This is a genomic window from Imperialibacter sp. (assembly GCF_040222385.1).
Lineage (GTDB): Bacteria > Bacteroidota > Bacteroidia > Cytophagales > Cyclobacteriaceae > Imperialibacter.
This window is the reverse complement of sequence record NZ_JAVKDF010000023.1, coordinates 307273-325206: the sequence shown is the minus strand read 5'-3', so window position 1 is coordinate 325206 and position 17934 is coordinate 307273. Positions and strand designations below refer to the sequence as shown.

The following is a 17934-nucleotide window of genomic DNA, read 5'->3' as shown; positions in this document are numbered from 1 at the left end:
TGGCCCCCCAAGAAGCCCGATTGTGAATGGAAGTTGAGACGGAAAAAATAAAAGGAGAAAAGAAGAGATATAAGCCAGTCCTGCCAAGGACCCGTTACTGGCCTATTGTACAGCTGAACAAAAACAAGAAAGCTTTCATTGAAACTGTTACCAATGAGAGCCTGAAAAACCTGATCACGCTCACATCGGGACGATCGCTGAAAGAAGAGTTGGAGTCAACTGTTTACCGGGAAAGGCTGCGAATGAAGCAGAACCCGTGGAAAGTTGATCCGAAAGACGAAAAGGACTTTTGGAACCAGATACAGAAAAGGCTCATTGAAATCCCCAATGACGACGAGGCAAAAAAGAAGGAAACTGAAGAGGCCATTCTACGGGAAATCATCAAGCGCTACGCCAACGAGATCTCAGGTAATTTCAAAAATTCGCACTACAGGTTTGCCCGTACCGTCATCACCTTTGGCTTTGCTCGCCTGCTCAATGCTACCCGGGTAAAAGGCATTAAGTCCCTTTGGAGTAAGCAGCTGGACCTCGATGATAAAATCCATGTGGTGGGGCAAGTAGAGCAGCTCCGTCGGCTGGCAAGAAGAGGCACTATCGTTATGGTGCCCACGCACTTCAGCAACCTCGATTCAATACTCATTGGCTGGGTAATTCAGCACATGGGCTTACCTCCATTCATCTATGGTGCTGGGCTTAATCTCTTTAATATCAGGATTTTCGCATACTTTATGAACAGCCTTGGGGCTTACAAAGTAGACAGAAGAAAGAAGAATTTAATCTACCTGGAAACGCTCAAGACCTATTCACAGGAAGCTTTGAAATATGGCTGTCATAGTCTGTTTTTCCCCGGCGGAACCAGGTCAAGATCGGGTGCCATTGAAACACAACTGAAGCTTGGCTTGCTTAGCACAACCGTAGCCGCTCAACGGGAACATTTTGAGGAAGACGAAGAGAAGGCCAAAAAGATTTTCATCGTGCCAGTGGTGCTCAACTATCACTTCGTTCTTGAGGCACCTAGCCTTATCAACGATTATCTCGAAAGAAAGGGACAGGAGCGATACTATGTAGAAAATGATGAGTACTCTACCTCATACAAAATCATTAAGTTTCTTTTGAAATTTTTCACCAGAGGCTCCGACATCTCGGTAAGTATTGGCAGAGCCATGGATGTGTTTGGCAACTATGTGGACAACCACGGAAACAGCCTTGACAAGCAGGGGAATCCGATGGAAATAAAGGACTACTTCACCACCGATGGCGTAATTACTTTCGATGCCCAGCGGGAGCAGGAATATACCCGTATTCTCGCCAAAAGGATCGTGGAAGAGTATCACAAATACAATCGGGTATTCAGTAGTCACCTGGCAGCTTTCACAGCTTTTGAAATGATCAAAAGGAGAAACCCTGCACTCGATCTTTATAACCTTCTCCGACTACCCGATGAAGACACCGAAATTGACTACGCTGAATTCAGAGAGACTTTCAGCAAGCTGAGAGAGGAAATATTTCGCATGAAGGAGATGGGGAAAATTAATTTTGCGAGTCACCTCGAAGGGCCTGTAGACGACGTGATCAAATACGGAATTGACAACTGCGGCATGTACCACGCCCTGAGACCTATTTTGAAGAACAAAAAGGGAAATGTGACAACGCAGGACATGAACAGACTCTATTATTACTATAACCGGATGGATGGATATGACCTCGAAAAATTCATCTAAGGATCCTGTAGGCGTATTGGGCGCAGGCAGTTTTGGTACTGTGATTGCCAATATGCTGGCGGAAAAGACCGACGTGATACTTTACGCCCGCACGCCTGAAAGGGCCAAAAACATCAACGACAAGAGAGAAAGTTCCGGACAGGCCCTTCATGAAAGAATTACCGTGACCAACGACCTGGAGCTTGTTGCGAAGTCGTGTAACGTCATTTTCCCGGTGGTGCCCTCTGCTAACCTACGGGAGCTTATCCGTCGCATGTCGCCCTATCTCCGCCCCTATCATATCCTCATCCATGGCACGAAGGGCTTCGATGTGAGCCTGCCGGACAACAAGCAGCTTAATGCCAACAGACCACTTAGCCGGGACTATGTAAAAACCATGAGCGAGGTGATCATGGAGGAAAGTTCCGTGGTAAGAGTTGGTTGCCTGGCGGGCCCTAATCTCGCTGGTGAAATGGCCGCCAAACAACCAGCGGCATCAGTAGTAGCCAGCCATTTTGACGAGGTGATCAATGCCGGTCAGCAACTGCTGAAAAATGAACGTTTTCTCATTTATGGCAACAGTGACCTCATAGGCGTCGAATTGTGTGGCGTACTAAAAAACATCATCGCTATTGGCGCCGGTGTTATCCACGGGCTTGGCCTGGGCGAGAATGCCAAGGCCCTGCTCATAAGCCGGGGCATGGTAGAAATGATCTACATTGGTCAGGCACTAGGCGGCAACACCAAAGCGTTTATAGGCCTGGCAGGTGTTGGAGACCTGATCGCCACCTGCTCCAGCCAGCATAGCCGTAACTTTACTGTGGGTACAAGATTGGCGAAAGGCGAAAAAATAAGCGAAATCATCGAAAGCATGGAAGAAACTGCTGAAGGGGTGCGAACCATTGAAATCGTCAAAAGTCTTTCGGAATTCTACAAAGTACGCTGCCCCATTACGGAAGCGCTACACAACATTATTAACGAAGAAATGACCGTGGGAGATGCCACCACCTACCTGATGAAATTCCCTTTCAGGGCCGAAATCGATTTTTTGTAGGCCGCCGAAAAATCACTTTTGCATCCATGCCTTGAATAGGCTGGCTTTTTCCTGACTCACAACTACCTCTTCTTTTGGGCTGGGAATGAGTGCCACGCTGAGTTTACCTTTCTCAAAGCTCCGATAACTCTCAATGCCTGAAATAGACGCTATGTACTTTCGGTTAATTCGAAAAAAAGTGGCTGGGTCAAGGTCGGCTTCAATATCCGCCAGCGGCTTATCAAGTATCAACTTTTCGCCTTCTCTGTTGACCAGGAAACTTACTTTGTGCTCAGAAAAAAAGTATTGAATTTCATCCACAGGCACCGACTTAAAACTGACCCCCTTTTTTGCTACAAACCTTTTCCTCAATCCACTTTGTCCTTCCTGAACCGATCGAAGGGCCTCCACTATATCAGAAGAGAAATGGCTTTTCAGTTTCTCCAGCTTGGTAAAAGCCTGCGCTAAATCGGCTTTTTTTAGTGGCTTCAGCAAATAGTCAATACCATTTTCTCTAAAAGCGTCCAGCATATACTGATCAAATGCAGTAGTGAAAATCACAGGACAACTCACCGTCACTTTCTTAAAAATGTCAAAGGAAAGACCATCATTTAGCTGAATGTCCATGAACAGCAAGTTGACCACAGGTGCCCCCTGAAGGAAAGTCACGGCCTCTTTCACACTTGTCGATTCATTAACAATCTCAATGTCACTTCTTAACTTTTTCAGAAGGGAAATCAGTTGCTGTCTGGCAGGTATTTCGTCCTCTATTATGGCGACTTTCATACTTCAAGATAAGGCAATTTCACTTTAAACTCCTTTTCTGTTTCCTCCACAAGTACTTCCTTGCCCGTTAGCAATCTGTAACGTTCTGTTAGATTTCTCAGTCCAATTCTGGAGGTGCCTTTGAGGCGTTTGGCTTGCAGGTTGTTGACCACTTCCACCCAACCATTAATGAGGCGCAGACGAATAACCAAAGGCTCCTTTTCGCTAAATTCGTTGTGCTTCACCGCATTTTCCAAAAGCAGTTGGAGGCTAATTGGTGCCATCAATTTGTTGGACTCATCAGCAATATCTATATCAAAATGCACCCCGTCACCAAACCTGATCCTAACCAATGTAAAATAGCTGTTAGCGAAGGCAATCTCCTCTTCAAGAGACACCAGTTCCTTCTGTTTGTTCATGAGAATATACCTGTAAACATCCGACAAGCTCTCATTAAACTGTAGTGCCCTGTCTCTGTCGTTTTCAATCAGGTAGGCGAGTGTATTGAGCGAGTTGAACATGAAATGCGGGTCGATCTGGCTTTTCAAAATCTCGAGCTCAGCCTCCACTCTGGCTCGCTCAAGCTGCTCAAAAGCCAAAAGATCGGTCTGGCGCTCCTTGATCAGAAAAACCGTTTCGTAGGCATGCGTAACAAAAATAACGCAGATCACATTGGCCAGCGACACCAGCTGCACGGCATCCCAGTCAACCGGGCCCACCCCGGAAAACCAGTACCAGCCAACGATCAGCGCCACCGTAACCGGGGCTGTATAAAACACATTAGCCGCTACAAGAATGATAAGCTTCCTAACGGGACTACTGAACCAGTCCATGTTTTCACGCTGCTTGAACAGCAACCAACGATTCCCCTGCCAGATGCTCCACGAAATGAAAATGAAATAGATATAGCCAAACCAGTACATCCCATCAGACAGCCAAAGATCGCCAAAAAGGCCCGTGAAGTTGGGAATGAAAATACCAAAAGCAGGAATCCCTATCCAGCGAATAGTGCGGTCGTCGATGCGGGATAAGTGGCTTGAGCGCTTCATTTTCCAGTTTCGGAATGGTGGGATTCGGCTTCAGTAAATCCAGTTTTCATTCTTAAAATTAAGGATTTAGCTTGTTACAATCCTTACTATTAAACTTTACCAATATGACTGATTTATCGCAACTAAACTACCTGGCCATCTTTGTGGCAGCCTTCAGCGCTTTCCTTGTAGGTGGCGTTTGGTACTCTCCCATTCTTTTCGCCAAAGCATGGATGAAAGAAAACAACCTCACAGATGATGATCTAAAAAGTGGGCAGGGCAAAATCTTCGGAACTGCCTTTGTGCTGGAGCTCATCATGGCCTTCAACCTGGCCGCCTTCATCGGAGCTGAATCCGGCATTATTTTTGGCTTGATCGCAGGCTTCCTGGCAGGCTTTGGCTGGGTAGCGCTTGGCATGGGCGTCACCTATCTTTTCGAACGCAAATCGTTCCGCCTCTGGGCCATCAACGCAGGCTACCATGTGGTGTCGTTCACCGTGACGGGAGGCATTGTGGGGGTGTGGCATTAATTGGATATTTAATGTCCACAATCAAAAGTTTGCTTGGAGGGTGTTCCAGGATAAGGTTGATCATTCAACTATTTTCTTTGCATTAGGCTGCGACCAGTCGGAATTACCGGAAAACAGGCGTATTTTGCAATAATATACCTTGAGTTGCACAGCTTCATTCAAAAAACAAGAAAATGGAAACAATTACAATCGAATTGAAGAATAGCAAAGCTCTCAAACTAATTGAGGATCTTGAAGCACTTAGCCTTGTGAGAATTGTGAGAGAGCCGAAAACAGTAAAGGGTAAAAAGCTTTCAGAAAGACTCGCAGGAGCTATTTCCAGCAAGGAAGCTAGCGATATTGATAAAGAGCTAGAACAAATCAGGAGCGAGTGGAAAAGAAGTATTTAATTGATACTAATGTAATAATTGACTTCACAGGCAATCGGCTAACAGGCGCTCCCAAGGCCTTTGTTGGTGAAGTTATTGATAGTCAACCATACATCTCGGTTATCAACAAAATTGAACTTCTGGGCTTTTCTGTAGTGCCTGTTGAGATTATCGAATTTACCGACTCTTCTCAAGTTGTCGGACTAAACGAAGAAATAGTAGACCTGACTATTTCGATTAGGAAAAGGGCGAAAATAAAGCTACCTGATGCAATTATCGCATCAACTTGTATCCTACTTGGCCTGACCCTAATCACGAGAAATGAGGACGATTTCGGTAAAATAGAAGGGCTGTCTTTGTTAAACCCCTGGACTTTGGCTTAAGACTAAAATCCTATCTATTTAACCCGTATCCCCTCATGCCCTCCAGTTGAGGCAAGTTGCTAAATGATCCTTCCTTCATTGTTTTCGAAAGGTCAACAAAAAAACCTCATCAACGGCTTTCCAACCGCTCCAACCTCTTCAACATGGGTGGGTGCGAATAATGCACAAACACATACCAGGGATGTGGAAACAAATTGCTCAAGCTGTCAACCGACAGCTTTTTTAGTGCAGTAGCCAGCGGCTGAGCTTCATAAGTCTCTGCCGCATAAGCGTCAGCTTCGAACTCATTCTTCCTGCTTAGCACATTCATCAAAATGCCAAGGATTCTGGACACCGGGCTGTACAAAATACCGAAAGCCAGTAAGTTCAAGTGGATGGCAGTGATATTCCCACCCATAGCAAAACTGACTTGTGAATTAAAAATCAGCAGCGACAAAAGATAAAGCATAACACCAGTTTGCAACACCCCAAGCACCAGCGAGCCGATAATGTGCTTCTTTTTGTAGTGCCCCACCTCGTGCGCCAGCACTGCCACCAACTCTTCCTCAGTATGCTTTTCCAACAGTGTATCGAATAAAACGATCTTCTTCTTTTTACCTAGCCCAGAAAAATAGGCGTTGGCTTTAGACGATCTTTTCGAACCATCAATCACGAAAATATTGGTCAGCGGAAAATTCACTCCCTGGCTGTATTTGGTAATGGCCTCCCGAAGGGTTCCATCGGCCAGCGGAGTCAGCTTATTGAACAGAGGCACGATAACTGAGGTATAGAAAAGATTCGCCAAAAGCATAAAGACGACCATTACCCCCCAGAAGTATATCCAGAAGTCCTTTCCCAAAAAGAGGATAAGAATGATAAGTATCCCTACGAGCAAGCCGCCGAATATGATGGTGAGCAAATACCCTTTTAACTTGTCGAGCACGAAAGTCTTTGGGGTGGTTTTATTAAAACCGTATTTCTCCTCGATGACAAAAACGTTGTATAGCTGAAAGGGTAAAGTCAACAGGTCAGAAGCAAAGTAAAGCACAGCAAAAAAAGAAAGCGCCAGCGTGACTTCGTTGCCTGTGTAGGCCCGCAACCATCCGTCAATCATGCCAAACCCTCCTGTGAGTAACAAAGCAAGTGTGGCAACGAACGAAATGACTGTCGTAATCGACGAAAACTTTTCTTTGTCTCTCTGATAGGCTAGGGACTTCTGGTACTTTTCCTCGTCGTAAATGTCCTTAAACTGATTGGGCAAAGGCCGGTAGCTGCTTTTTCTATTGAGGTAAGAAAGCACTTCTTCTACAATAAAATCAAGCACAATGATCCCTAGAAGGATCCATAATATTGTCTGTTTTTCCATGGTGACAGCTCGTATAAGAACAAATAATCAGCAAACGTCGGCGGCTCCAATACCGAACCAATAGTTTGGAATAAACCGGCTTTCTCCTGCTAAGTGTTTGAGTTTTTCAATCCTAATGTAAGAGATCAAATCCCATTTAGAAAATAAATGGTATCGGGCAGCTCAGCTCCCTTACACTTCGGGGTGGCTTGCGGGGATCATTCCAGCTAAACGAATAGATAATGCTGATTTCGTGCGCACCACCACTGCCAATCCCCAACCGGGAGAGCGTGTAATCGAAACTGTATCCAAAGGTGAAATTATTGTGCATCAATCCTACCATCGCAATCAGGGCTTCGTTGTTGGGAAAGCCGTTGAACTGTTTGATTGGAATGCCACGATACCACAAGCCCGTAATGAGTGGTTCAATCGTTACGTAAGCACCCAAATCCAGCTGGTCGTATAACCCTTGCTTCTTATAGTTGAATGTGGGAGAAATACTTCTCTCCTGCCCCGCATCGGTTTTTCCTCGTTTAAATGGCCCAATGGGCAAATCAAATTTGTACCCCCCATGTACTGAGAATCTGCGTTGCAGGATGCTCCCTCCATCGTTTTGATAGCTCTGATCGGGTCGGGTGATATTGAACAGCGACGCACCCAGCCAAACCCGGTCATCGAAGATAATACCCCCGAGGCCAAGGTCGAAGTATCTGTTGCTGGCACTGGCGGGAAAACTTTCCATCGTTACAGGCCGCACCAAACCATTTTCGTCGAACTGATCTCCGAAAGTCAAATTATCGAAATTTAGATCCCTCGAAGTAAATGACCCTTGTATAGCCGGACGAAACGTCCATTTGTAGTTTAGTCGCACCTGATAGGCATACTGAAGTCCTACCGAAGTCGACCTCAGCCCTTCAATGCCTTCCTTGTCGGTAGTAACGATTGCGCCAATGCTACTGTTGTAATCTTCTAAATTGTAATCGAAAAAGGCTGAATAAGTTTCAAAACCGGCACTGATACTGGGCCACTGATTACGGTAGTTAATGCCGGCCCTGCCTCTTTGGTTAATGCCCGCCAAACCGGGGTTGAGGTACAACGGGGCAGCATAGTACTGCGAGAACTGAGGGTCTTGCGCCTGTCCGTTGTTTGGAAATAAAGAGATGATTACAAACCAAATGGGTATGACTATAGCCCAATTGATTGACTTTAAAATACCCATGTTCCTGTTTAACATCTCCCGCAAAATATTAAATTTAAAATCATTTATGAAATAGACACGATATAAGACATGACTAATCATCTCAATCTGCATTCAATATATTTGGTAAAAATTAGGTTGCCGTTTCGGCCTGGTCAATGATTACACCTTAAAATGGAATGACAATTTCACATTACAGACAACTATCATACACTAACTCACCTATCCGACGTTCTACTTTTCAACTGCAAACTTGCAGTTTAACCTGGAATAATCATCCATTAATCAATGGATCATTCTAACTTTACTTAGCAAAACTAAAACAACATGATTAACGATAGGTGTGTGAGAAAATTAGTTTTAAGTTGCTTTATTTTACTTCAGGTGAATTTTGTTACGCTGGCCCAGGATCTCACTGACCTGCACTGGCGCTTCGGAAACACCTCTCAGGCTCTTGATTTCAACAAAGGTGATTTTCAGCCTATCGTTATCGACGACCAGGCCACACCCTTCGGCCTTGGTGGCGGAGTAACGATTTCGGATCCAATAACAGGCGATTTATGGTTTTATACTGACGGTGCCAATGTCTACGACGGCTCGAACAGAATCACTCCCGGCGGCGCAGGGTTGGGCGGCGACCCATCACTCAATCAAGCAGCAGTGGCCTGCCCCGTGCCAGGCACAACCAGCCAGTTCTACATTTTCACCAACCCTGGTAGTGGTGGAGCAAACGAAATTCGGTTTTCCGTTGCCGATAAAAACCTCACAGGAAATGCCTCGGCAGCAGCACCCACCCTCGGCGATATAAGCCAACTGAATCAGGCTACCGGTCTTACCACACCAGCTGAAGCCATGGTAGTCATTCCTGGGCCCAACAGGCAAAGGTTTTGGCTGCTGTCTCAAAACCGAACGACAGGCGACTATGTCGTGTACGAAGTCTCCACTGCCGGCTTTGGCACAACCAATACCTTCAATTTTTTCAATGCATCAAATCCTACCGCCGAGGCAGCAGCTTTTGGTGTACACACCTTCGCACCAGATTCAATCATCATCGCTGTAGCTCCTAAAACAGGCAACAGAAACATTCAACTCCTTCGTTTCGACTCGAATCTGGGCACCTTAACTTTTGAACGCCATATCCTCAACACCGGAGTAAACGACGGCTCCGGGCAATCGATTTATGACGTTGAATGGTCAAATGACGGCACCAAGCTTTATTACTCCAGGCATGGAGGCAACAATGCGCTTACCGGTGAACTACATCAGTTCGATTTTGACTCTTTGCAAGCATCCAATAGGATCGTTGGCGGTTACTTCCGAAGCTTCGGGTTAAAAAAGGGGCCGGATCAGCGAATTTACCATTTGTACCAGGCAGCCAATAGCGGGCCATTTTCCATCGGCAGGGTCAACCAACCCGACAGCCTGCCCGACTCTACAGCCTACCAGGCCCAGATACCTGATTTCGGTGACGCTCTGGGAAGGCAATTCCCTGCCACCAGCACATCGGCACCCATTGTGTTCAATATGAGCTTCAATATCTTCGGCTTTTGCCAGAACACACCTACCATGTTTTCTCCAAGCGTGGAGCCCACTCCCCAGTTCGTTACCTGGGACTATGGAGATGGTGGTGGGTCGCAGGAATATGCGCCCATTTATACATATCAGAACCCGGGGCCTTACACCGTTACCTTAACAGCTTTCCTGAACGGGCAAAGCCAGTCTACGACCCAGGTGTTGAACATTATTGATAATCAACTTGAGCTAACCCACCTCACCGACACCACGATTTGCCCGGGAGAAACACTGCAAAGGAATGCACTACCGAGTGGACAGCAGGGAAATTATTCGTTCCTATGGTCAACGGGTGAAACAACCCAGCTCATTGAGATTGATTCTGCGGGCACTTATTGGGCACAGGTAACTGATCTTACCACTGGTTGCCCTGCCTTTGCGTCTTTCGAGGTAACCGTATATGGCAACGACGAGCAAAAAGCCAATATCTGGTATTTTGGTGAGCAGGCGGGTATCAACTTCAATGAGGCCCCTCCAGTAGCACTGACTGACGAAAACCTGATGAGTTCGCCAGAAGGTTGTGCGGCCATTTCGGATCGAAACGGCGACCTCCTTTTCTATACCAATGGACGAACGGTCTGGAACAAAGACCACGAAATTATGCTCAACGGCACGCTGATTGGTGGAGACAGCACTTCGGCTCAGTCTTCCATCATACTGCCGATCCCCGACAACGAGACGCTGTTCTATATAATTACCACCGATCAGGTGTACGGTGATCGTTCCTATAACATGCGTTTTTCCGTCGTCGACATGAAACAGGATCTGGCCCGGGGAGCGGTGATTATTAAGGACAGGCCACTGTTTACCAATAGCACGGAAAAACTGGCTGCTACCGGTGTGGGAGGTGGCACCACCTGGCTTTTTGGGCACGAGTATGGTAATAATAATTACCGATCCTACCCGATCACGACTACCGGCATTGGCAATGCGAGAGTTTCCTCCGTTGGAAAAACACTCTCCTTCGCTGAAGAACTGAACGGCAGGGGTACCATGAAAGTATCGCCCACCGGATCACTGATTGGTTCGGTAATTCCAGGCGCTGAAAACTTCCTGGAGTTGGTCAACTTCGATGCTGCCAACGGAACATTTACCTCCCCACTGCTTATCGACCTGGAAGAACCAGCGCCGAGCGAAGCTTATGGGCTTGAATTCTCCTCTGGCGGTGCAAGAGTGTATGTTACCACCACTGGCGCTAACTCCAAACTATTCCAGTACAACCTTGACAGCCTTCTCAACGCCAGCGTTACTTACTCTGACGACTCTGTGGTTCAGTTTATCGAGCAAAGTAAATTCCAGCTAGCCTCAGGAACAGGATATGGCTCGCTTCAAATTGGCCCGGATCAGGTGATCTACATGGCAAAAGACAATAGTGGCAACCTGGGTACAATTGCCAATTCTAACGGTGATGAAGTGCAGGCAGGCTATAATGACCAGGGCTTTGATCTCGACGGCAGAATATCGAGGCTTGGCCTTCCCAACTTTGCTCAAAACATACTCAATCCACCACAAGATCCGTCCATTGCTGTGGATGGCGGGTGCGTTGGTCAGCCCACAAGGTTTACGGCAACAGGCACTTCTGATATTGACGAATTTGCCTGGAACTTTGGCGATGGTGCACAGGCGCTTGGCCCAGACACAACTCACGTATACCAGCAAGTAGGAACATTCAATGTGACATTGAACATCACCAATCGCTGCGGCCTGGATACAACGCTGGTCCAAACTGTAGTAATAAACCCTACACCAGAGCAGCCCATCGTGCCTAGTGCGGTTGCCATTTGCGACGACAATGGCGTAGTGCTTACTGCCTGGCCTCAGGACGATCCAGGGCTTACCTACACCTGGTCAACCGGTGAAACTACCAGAGAGATTACTGTACTGCAACCCAGCACCATCACGATATTCATTACCAATGCTGCTGGTTGTCGTTCCGATACGCTAACGACCCTGGTGGGCGACCAACGACCGATTGTGGACTTTGGCCCCGACCAGATCATCTGTGCCGGCGAAGAGCTGGATCCTTTGGATGCACAGAATCCGGGAGCCACTTACGCCTGGGCCATCAACGGCGCAGGCACGGGTAATACAGGTCGTTTTCAAGAAGTTAACACATTAACTGCAGGGGATTTTGAATATGCAGTGAACATTGTTGACGTGAATGGTTGTCAAACGACGAATCGAATTACCTATACGATACTGGAAGCGCCAGATCAAATGGTTACGCCTTTCGATGCCTCTGGATGCGCATTGGCAGATGGCGCTTTAAAAATTGAAGTTGCTGGCACAGGTAGCTACACGTACAGTATTACCAGCAATAATGGAACAAATATCTTTAACAATGTTCCATTGACTGGTCCTTTTACTGACAGTATCCCAAACCTGCCAGCAGGATCATACAGGGTAACGGTGAGTAATACGGTGAACGGATGTACTACCACACTTGGTGCAGTTGGGATTAACGCCAACAACGCATCCTTCGTAATTGACTCTGCTGTTGGGAATCCGGGTTGTGACGAAGGAACAATAACAGTAAAAACTAATGTCTCGGGCAGTTATAGTTATCGGGTTCTTGATTTCAACTCCGGTGCAGAGGTTGCTAACAACACGTTTAACGGCGACTCGACAACAACAATAAATATTCCGCTTGGAACATATACCATTGAAGTGACTAATACCATAGACGGCTGTCTTCAAACGACTCAACCAATTGACATAGAGCAAGCCCCTACAGCCGAATTCACTTTTCAACCGATACAAACAGCATGTGGAATTACAGGAACAATTGAGGTCTCGCCAGTTCCGGCGGGTGCAGGTTATACTTACACCTGGGTAGCTCCTGATGGAGTTACCACTTTACCCGAAACAACAGCTACTGCGACCGTTACTACCAGCGGTGTTTATACCGTCACCAGTTCAGGCACCGGGCTTTGTCCTCAAATTGAGCAAATCCAGTTCTTCCTTAGCGAAGACCCTGAGGGCAGTATAGCCGTTTCAGGAGATCCTTGCGATGGCGAGCTGACGCTGACCGCCGCTCTCACAAGTGGAGAGGATCCTACTGATTACATCTTTGGCTGGAGCAATGGGGCTTCTACTGAAACCACTGTTGTTAACCAGTCAGGCTCATATGCGGTAACCATACGTAACCGTAACTCTGGCTGCTTTGTAACAGTAGACACTACGGTGCAAGTGGAGAACGTGCTGGAAGTCACCCTCATTCAGGAGCCCGATTGCGACAACGAAACACAGGTGATATTAACGGCACAGGCAAATATTCCCGCCCAGGTGACTTTTGAATGGACAGGGCCTGACGGGACTATTTTGCCAGAAACTACCGCTTCTATCAGCACAGGACTTGGCGGGCTTTACCAGGTGACCGTAAGAGGAATAGACAACAGCTGCGAAGCATCAGCAGAACTCAACGTCAGCGTGGTGCCTATCTTCGATTCTGAAATATCACTGCCCGCCACGTTGACATTCTGCTCAGAAGACCCGGACAACGGTACAGTTGTGCTTGATCCTGGCATTTTCAATACCTACGAATGGAGAAAACTTCCAAGCCTCGACATCATTTCTGTGTTGCCTACTTACGCTGCGTCGGAGCCGGGCACCTACGAGGTCACCTTCTCTAATGGTAGCATCTGCCGAACTGCCCGGGTAGTGGTAACCGACGATTGTCGCCCGAGGATTTTTGCTCCAAATGCCTTTTCGCCAGACGGCCGGGGGCTTCCGCAAAACGAGGCTTTCTATGTGTTTCCGAATCCATACGTAACAGATTTCACTATTTTCATCTACAACAGATGGGGCGTGCTGGTTTATCAAAGTGACAGCATTGACTTCAGGTGGAACGGCTATTTCAACGGCTCACCTTTGCCGGTTGGCACCTATGCCTATGTGATGAGGTACAAAAGCAATCTTGATGCTACCAACGAAACCTTCGAGCAACGGGGAGGTGTCACTCTTGTAAAATAGCTTCGATTTATCGGCGAGATTGACTAACATAGTTGAACGTTCAAATAAACTTTTTAAAAGCACCTTTGGGTGCTTTTTCTTTACCCAATATGACAAAAGAAGAAGCCAGAGCACTGCTATTTGAAATGACAAAGGGAGACAGCCTCCGCAGGCATGCCCGCACCGTGGAGTTGGTCATGGAAGCCTACGCCACCAAACTGGGAGAAGATGCCAATGAATGGGCCATTGCAGGCCTGCTGCATGATGCCGACTATGAAGCATGGCCCACTGAGCATCCCAACCGCATTGTGTCACTTCTAAATGAAAAGGGGCTGGAAAAAATCGCTCATGCTATTTCAGCGCACTACACCCATTGGGGAGTGTCGTACGATACCTTGCTCGACAAAGGTCTTATTGCCTGCGATGAAATTACAGGCTTCATCATAGCCTGCTGCCAGGTGCGACCCGATGGCATTGAGTCCCTGGAAGTGAAGTCGGTGATGAAAAAGCTGAAACAGAAAAGCTTCGCTGCCACAGTCGACAGAGACGAAGTAAATAAAGGCATTGAATTATTCGGCGTGACACCGGAAGAACACATAGCCTTTATTATCGCAGTACTCAAACAGAATCGGGATGAGCTTAAAGTATGATCTGTTCTGTACCCACGTAGCACTTACTCTGCTATGTGTTTTCATAATCTCGGGCTCTGCCATTGGCCAAAGCCCCAAAGGTTTTGATAAAGCCTGGAAAGCCGCTGATAGCTATTTCAGAAGCTCCCTGGAGAACAATCGTGTGGTAGGTGGTGCTTTGGTTTTCGTTGAAAAAGGAAAGGTTATTGGCGATAGCTATGTTGGCAAAGCTGACCTGACAAGCGACCGAAACGTGGATGCAAATACTATTTTCCATTGGGCTTCGATCACCAAAACATTTACAAGCATCGGAATCATGCAGCTGAGGGACAGAGGACTTCTGCAACTCAGTGATCCGCTAACCAAGTACCTGCCAGAGCTTCGGATGGTACACAATCCTTTCGGCAGCATGGACGATATTACTCTTCAAATGGTATTGAGCCACTCCGCAGGCTTTCGTGATCCCACATGGCCCTGGGGTGGGAACAAAGACTGGCACCCATTTGAACCGACGGAATGGAGCCAGATAGTAGCCATGCTTCCTTACACGGAAATTTTGTTTGAACCAGGAAGCAAGTACAGCTATTCCAACCCTGCGCTCATTTTTCTTGGTCGAATTATAGAGATCATCACTGGTGATGACTATGAAGTGTACATCGACAAAAACGTGCTGAAGCCGCTTGGGATGCACAATAGCTACTTTGACGTAACCCCTTACCATTTACTGAAATACCGGGCCAACAACTATACCCTTATAAACGGACAGCCAGTAGCCAATGGTCTCGATTTCGATACGGGCATCACCACCAGCAATGGTGGACTCAATGCTCCCATCAGCGATATGCTGAAATACCTGAGCTTCCTCACTGGCTATCACGATGGGTTCGAAGTGTTGAAAAGGTCGACGTTAGAAGAACTCTGGAAAAAACAACTGCCCATCGGCGTCGTCGATGGTATTGATGAGTCTATTGCCTCCTCCTTTTTTCTGGAAGACTTCAACGGCATGCAGGTGATAGGCCACACCGGTACTCAAAAGGCATTTTACTCCTTTTTCTATATCCACCCGGCCTCCGGCACCGCTTGCATTGCCATTACCAATACCGACGACAGCAGTGGCCAGTTTGACCCCGACCAGTTTAGAATAGAGGCGAGCCATTATGTTTTTAGAAACATTTTCACTCTTTATAAATAGGGAATCGTCAAGTTGGTAAGCCAACCGACAAAGCCAAAACTGAAAACGACAGACCTTCAACAAAAAAAGTAACAACATGAAAAAGACATTACTACTAGCCTCATTAATTTCGTTAATGGCTTTCACATCGCAAGCGCAGGATTTCAGGAGTCCCGACAAAAGCTCAATGGACATGGCTTACTATCCCGACAACTTTGCCCACGACCGAAAAGGAAGCGATGAGGCGCTCGTACGGGTGATTTACAGCAGGCCCAAGAAAAATGACCGGGAGATTTTCGGAAAACTTGAGTCGTACGGAAAGGTATGGCGAACCGGGGCCAATGAAAACACTGAAATCAAACTTTACAAAGACGCTACTGTGGCTGGTAAAAAATTGAAAGCCGGTACCTATTCACTTTTCACTATTCCAGGTGAGTCTGAGTGGACGATCATCTTCAGCTCAGCTCTTGACTATTGGGGAGCCTACAGCTACAAAGAAGACAAAGATGTATTGCGTGTAACTGTTCCATCAAAAAAAGTTACCGATACGATTGAATACTTCTCGATTGTATTTGCCAAAAGTGGGACAAATGGCGCCACTATGAGCCTTGGTTGGGACAAGACGGTTGTGGATGTTCCCTTTACTTTTTAACTACTGGGAGAAGGATAAACAGGCGTTTTATGAAAATGACCGCCCCCCTTTAAAGAGAAAGGCTTCACCTCGGTGAAGCCTTTCTCCTTATCATCAAGCAAGAATTTGCTGTTAGTAATTCCGTCTACGAACATCGCCTCCTGAAGACTCGTCAATATTGACATATTGCGGCCTGCCGGAATAAGAAATATCGCTGCCACTGCTGGCGTCGGCTTCGATGTCGTCAGTGACAGTAATAGCCAAATCTGAACCGCTAGATGCTCTCACTTTGGCATTTTTAGCCACTAAGTCCATCGCATCCAAATCACTGCCTGAAGAAGAGCGACCTTCGAAAAATTCAGCCTCGCCGGACAGCTCCATGTCAGAGCCACTGCTCGATTCAGCCCTGAGCGTTCTCGCCCTCACCTGGAGTTTCAAATCAGCTCCCGAGGAAGACTCAACTTCCAGATAGTCGGACACAATAATCGTTTCACCGGTCACATCCGAACCACTGGAGCTTCTGATGGACTTGACATTAGTAACGGTTACATAAACCGTGGCGTCACGATCTTTCCAACTCCAGAAGCTGTTATTGTTTTCAAAATAGATTTTGAGTTCTCCACCTCTTACCTCTGTCATCAAATCGTCGAGGTCATCTTCGTCTACCTCCACGGTAACTTCCTGGCGGTTGCCCTGACGAATATAAACGTCAATTCCTGTGCTTACGCTTACGGCATCGTAGGAAGAAACCTTTCTTTCCTCCCGCACCCGTTGAGCGACAGCCTGCTGAACCACTAATGTCAAAACAAGTAGCGGCAAAAATTTGCTTAGTCTGTTCATGATATAATGAGTTTGTCCTTAAACCAAAGATGTGATTTAATTGCAAAGGTTGCACAAGCAATCACATCTTTTTTCTTAGACGCTCACTCCAGAACCGGTGTTACAGAAATGCTTAGTCGTTGATAAGGTAGCCATCGGCCACTACTTTGTATTTGTCGAAAATAACGCCCGCAGCTCTGCGTAGTTGGCGATCAAGGTTGTCGGCACCAAGAGCAAACACTCCTGAGGCATATCCCTGCCACACTGCACTGTGCTTTCTTCTGTCGACAAGGATGATCAACAGAGTGCCTGAGTCCATGGTGTAGTATCTCGAGTCATATTCCTTCCTTCTTGAAGCTGCTTCAGCATTTTCAAGCTCTGTAAGTTCTGAGTCGCTCAGGTAGACCTCATCCTCAAATTCGTCATTGGAGGCAAGCGATACTTCCTTGTTGAGATAGGCATTTAGATCCTCCTGATTGTAGCCACGGTATTTCAGGTCAGAGAAGTAAATTTTGTAGTTAACATATATATCGGGCTTTCTATTGGAGTAACTGTAACCCTGCGATTCCATTCTGTTAATAATCCACTTCTCTAAATCAGGATTGTGACTGGAACTGTCACGTTTGTCGATATTCACAAAATCGAAGGTCTTGTACTTATTGAACCTTCCCAGGTAGCTATAATCCGATTCAATGATAAAGTCTTTTTGAGAAACACAGGAGCCCAGGGAAAACAAGATAATTGTGCCCGCAAATAGTAAGATTGATTTCATACGTCTCGCAATTAATTGTATTGATATTAGATAATCCTCTTGCAGAATATTCGTAACTAC

Annotated in this window: 15 protein-coding genes; 9 read left to right on the top strand and 6 right to left on the bottom strand. The window is 46.6% G+C overall.

Going from position 1 to position 17934, the window contains the following annotated elements; all coding sequences use genetic code 11:
* The first annotated feature begins 26 nt into the window (after nucleotides 1–26).
* Together RIG68_RS11740 and RIG68_RS11735 are read left to right on the top strand one after the other, a co-directional pair.
* Nucleotides 27–1721: a 1-acyl-sn-glycerol-3-phosphate acyltransferase gene (locus tag RIG68_RS11740; protein ID WP_350122298.1), complete on the top strand. Its 1695-nt coding sequence runs from the start codon at nucleotides 27–29 to the stop codon at nucleotides 1719–1721.
* Nucleotides 1699–2754 (top strand): NAD(P)H-dependent glycerol-3-phosphate dehydrogenase, encoded by a 1056-nt coding sequence (locus RIG68_RS11735; RefSeq protein ID WP_350122296.1) that lies wholly within the window; start codon nucleotides 1699–1701, stop codon nucleotides 2752–2754. The genes RIG68_RS11740 and RIG68_RS11735 overlap by 23 nt, the downstream gene beginning before the upstream one ends.
* Before the next feature lie 12 nt (nucleotides 2755–2766).
* Here the strand turns inward: RIG68_RS11735 and RIG68_RS11730 are convergent, their stop codons facing one another.
* Entirely contained in the window at nucleotides 2767–3519 is a 753-nt protein-coding gene (locus RIG68_RS11730; protein WP_350122294.1) for a LytR/AlgR family response regulator transcription factor, read from the bottom strand.
* A complete protein-coding gene (locus RIG68_RS11725; protein WP_350122292.1) occupies nucleotides 3516–4547 on the bottom strand; it encodes a sensor histidine kinase in 1032 nt (343 codons plus the stop codon). The genes RIG68_RS11730 and RIG68_RS11725 overlap by 4 nt, the downstream gene beginning before the upstream one ends.
* A 104-nt stretch (nucleotides 4548–4651) precedes the next feature.
* Here RIG68_RS11725 and RIG68_RS11720 point away from each other — a divergent pair, with 104 nt between their 5' ends.
* The 3 genes from RIG68_RS11720 (at nucleotide 4652) to RIG68_RS11710 (ending at nucleotide 5807) form a co-directional block, all read left to right on the top strand.
* Nucleotides 4652–5056, top strand: a complete 405-nt coding sequence (locus tag RIG68_RS11720; RefSeq protein ID WP_350122290.1) for a DUF1761 domain-containing protein — start codon at nucleotides 4652–4654, stop codon at nucleotides 5054–5056.
* Nucleotides 5057–5229: 173 nt separating this feature from the next.
* Entirely contained in the window at nucleotides 5230–5445 is a 216-nt protein-coding gene (locus RIG68_RS11715; protein WP_152000339.1) for a hypothetical protein, read from the top strand.
* On the top strand, nucleotides 5427–5807 hold the full coding sequence (locus tag RIG68_RS11710) for a type II toxin-antitoxin system VapC family toxin (protein ID WP_350122288.1): 381 nt from the start codon (nucleotides 5427–5429) through the stop codon (nucleotides 5805–5807). Before RIG68_RS11715 ends, RIG68_RS11710 begins: the two co-directional genes overlap by 19 nt.
* 109 nt (nucleotides 5808–5916) lie before the next feature.
* Here the strand turns inward: RIG68_RS11710 and RIG68_RS11705 are convergent, their stop codons facing one another.
* Nucleotides 5917–7152 (bottom strand): M48 family metallopeptidase, encoded by a 1236-nt coding sequence (locus RIG68_RS11705; RefSeq protein WP_350122286.1) that lies wholly within the window; start codon nucleotides 7150–7152, stop codon nucleotides 5917–5919.
* A 136-nt stretch (nucleotides 7153–7288) separates the two neighbouring features.
* A complete protein-coding gene (locus RIG68_RS11700; RefSeq protein ID WP_350122284.1) occupies nucleotides 7289–8350 on the bottom strand; it encodes a PorP/SprF family type IX secretion system membrane protein in 1062 nt (353 codons plus the stop codon).
* Nucleotides 8351–8656: 306 nt separating this feature from the next.
* Between RIG68_RS11700 and RIG68_RS11695 the strand changes: the two genes are divergently transcribed.
* The 4 genes from RIG68_RS11695 (at nucleotide 8657) to RIG68_RS11680 (ending at nucleotide 16304) form a co-directional block, all read left to right on the top strand.
* Nucleotides 8657–13873 carry a PKD domain-containing protein gene (locus tag RIG68_RS11695; protein ID WP_350122282.1) on the top strand — a complete coding sequence of 1739 codons (5217 nt, stop codon included), beginning with the start codon at nucleotides 8657–8659 and terminating at the stop codon, nucleotides 13871–13873.
* Nucleotides 13874–13962: 89 nt separating this feature from the next.
* Nucleotides 13963–14502, top strand: coding sequence for an HD domain-containing protein (locus RIG68_RS11690; RefSeq protein WP_350122280.1), 540 nt, complete (start codon nucleotides 13963–13965; stop codon nucleotides 14500–14502).
* Entirely contained in the window at nucleotides 14486–15673 is a 1188-nt protein-coding gene (locus RIG68_RS11685) for a serine hydrolase domain-containing protein (RefSeq protein WP_350122278.1), read from the top strand. Before RIG68_RS11690 ends, RIG68_RS11685 begins: the two co-directional genes overlap by 17 nt.
* Before the next feature lie 76 nt (nucleotides 15674–15749).
* Entirely contained in the window at nucleotides 15750–16304 is a 555-nt protein-coding gene (locus RIG68_RS11680; RefSeq protein ID WP_350122276.1) for a DUF2911 domain-containing protein, read from the top strand.
* 111 nt (nucleotides 16305–16415) lie between these two features.
* Here the strand turns inward: RIG68_RS11680 and RIG68_RS11675 are convergent, their stop codons facing one another.
* Together RIG68_RS11675 and RIG68_RS11670 are read right to left on the bottom strand one after the other, a co-directional pair.
* Nucleotides 16416–17123, bottom strand: coding sequence for a head GIN domain-containing protein (locus RIG68_RS11675; protein WP_350122274.1), 708 nt, complete (start codon nucleotides 17121–17123; stop codon nucleotides 16416–16418).
* A gap of 112 nt (nucleotides 17124–17235) precedes the next feature.
* Nucleotides 17236–17874: a DUF4136 domain-containing protein gene (locus RIG68_RS11670; protein ID WP_152000330.1), complete on the bottom strand. Its 639-nt coding sequence runs from the start codon at nucleotides 17872–17874 to the stop codon at nucleotides 17236–17238.
* Nucleotides 17875–17934 lie beyond the last annotated feature (60 nt).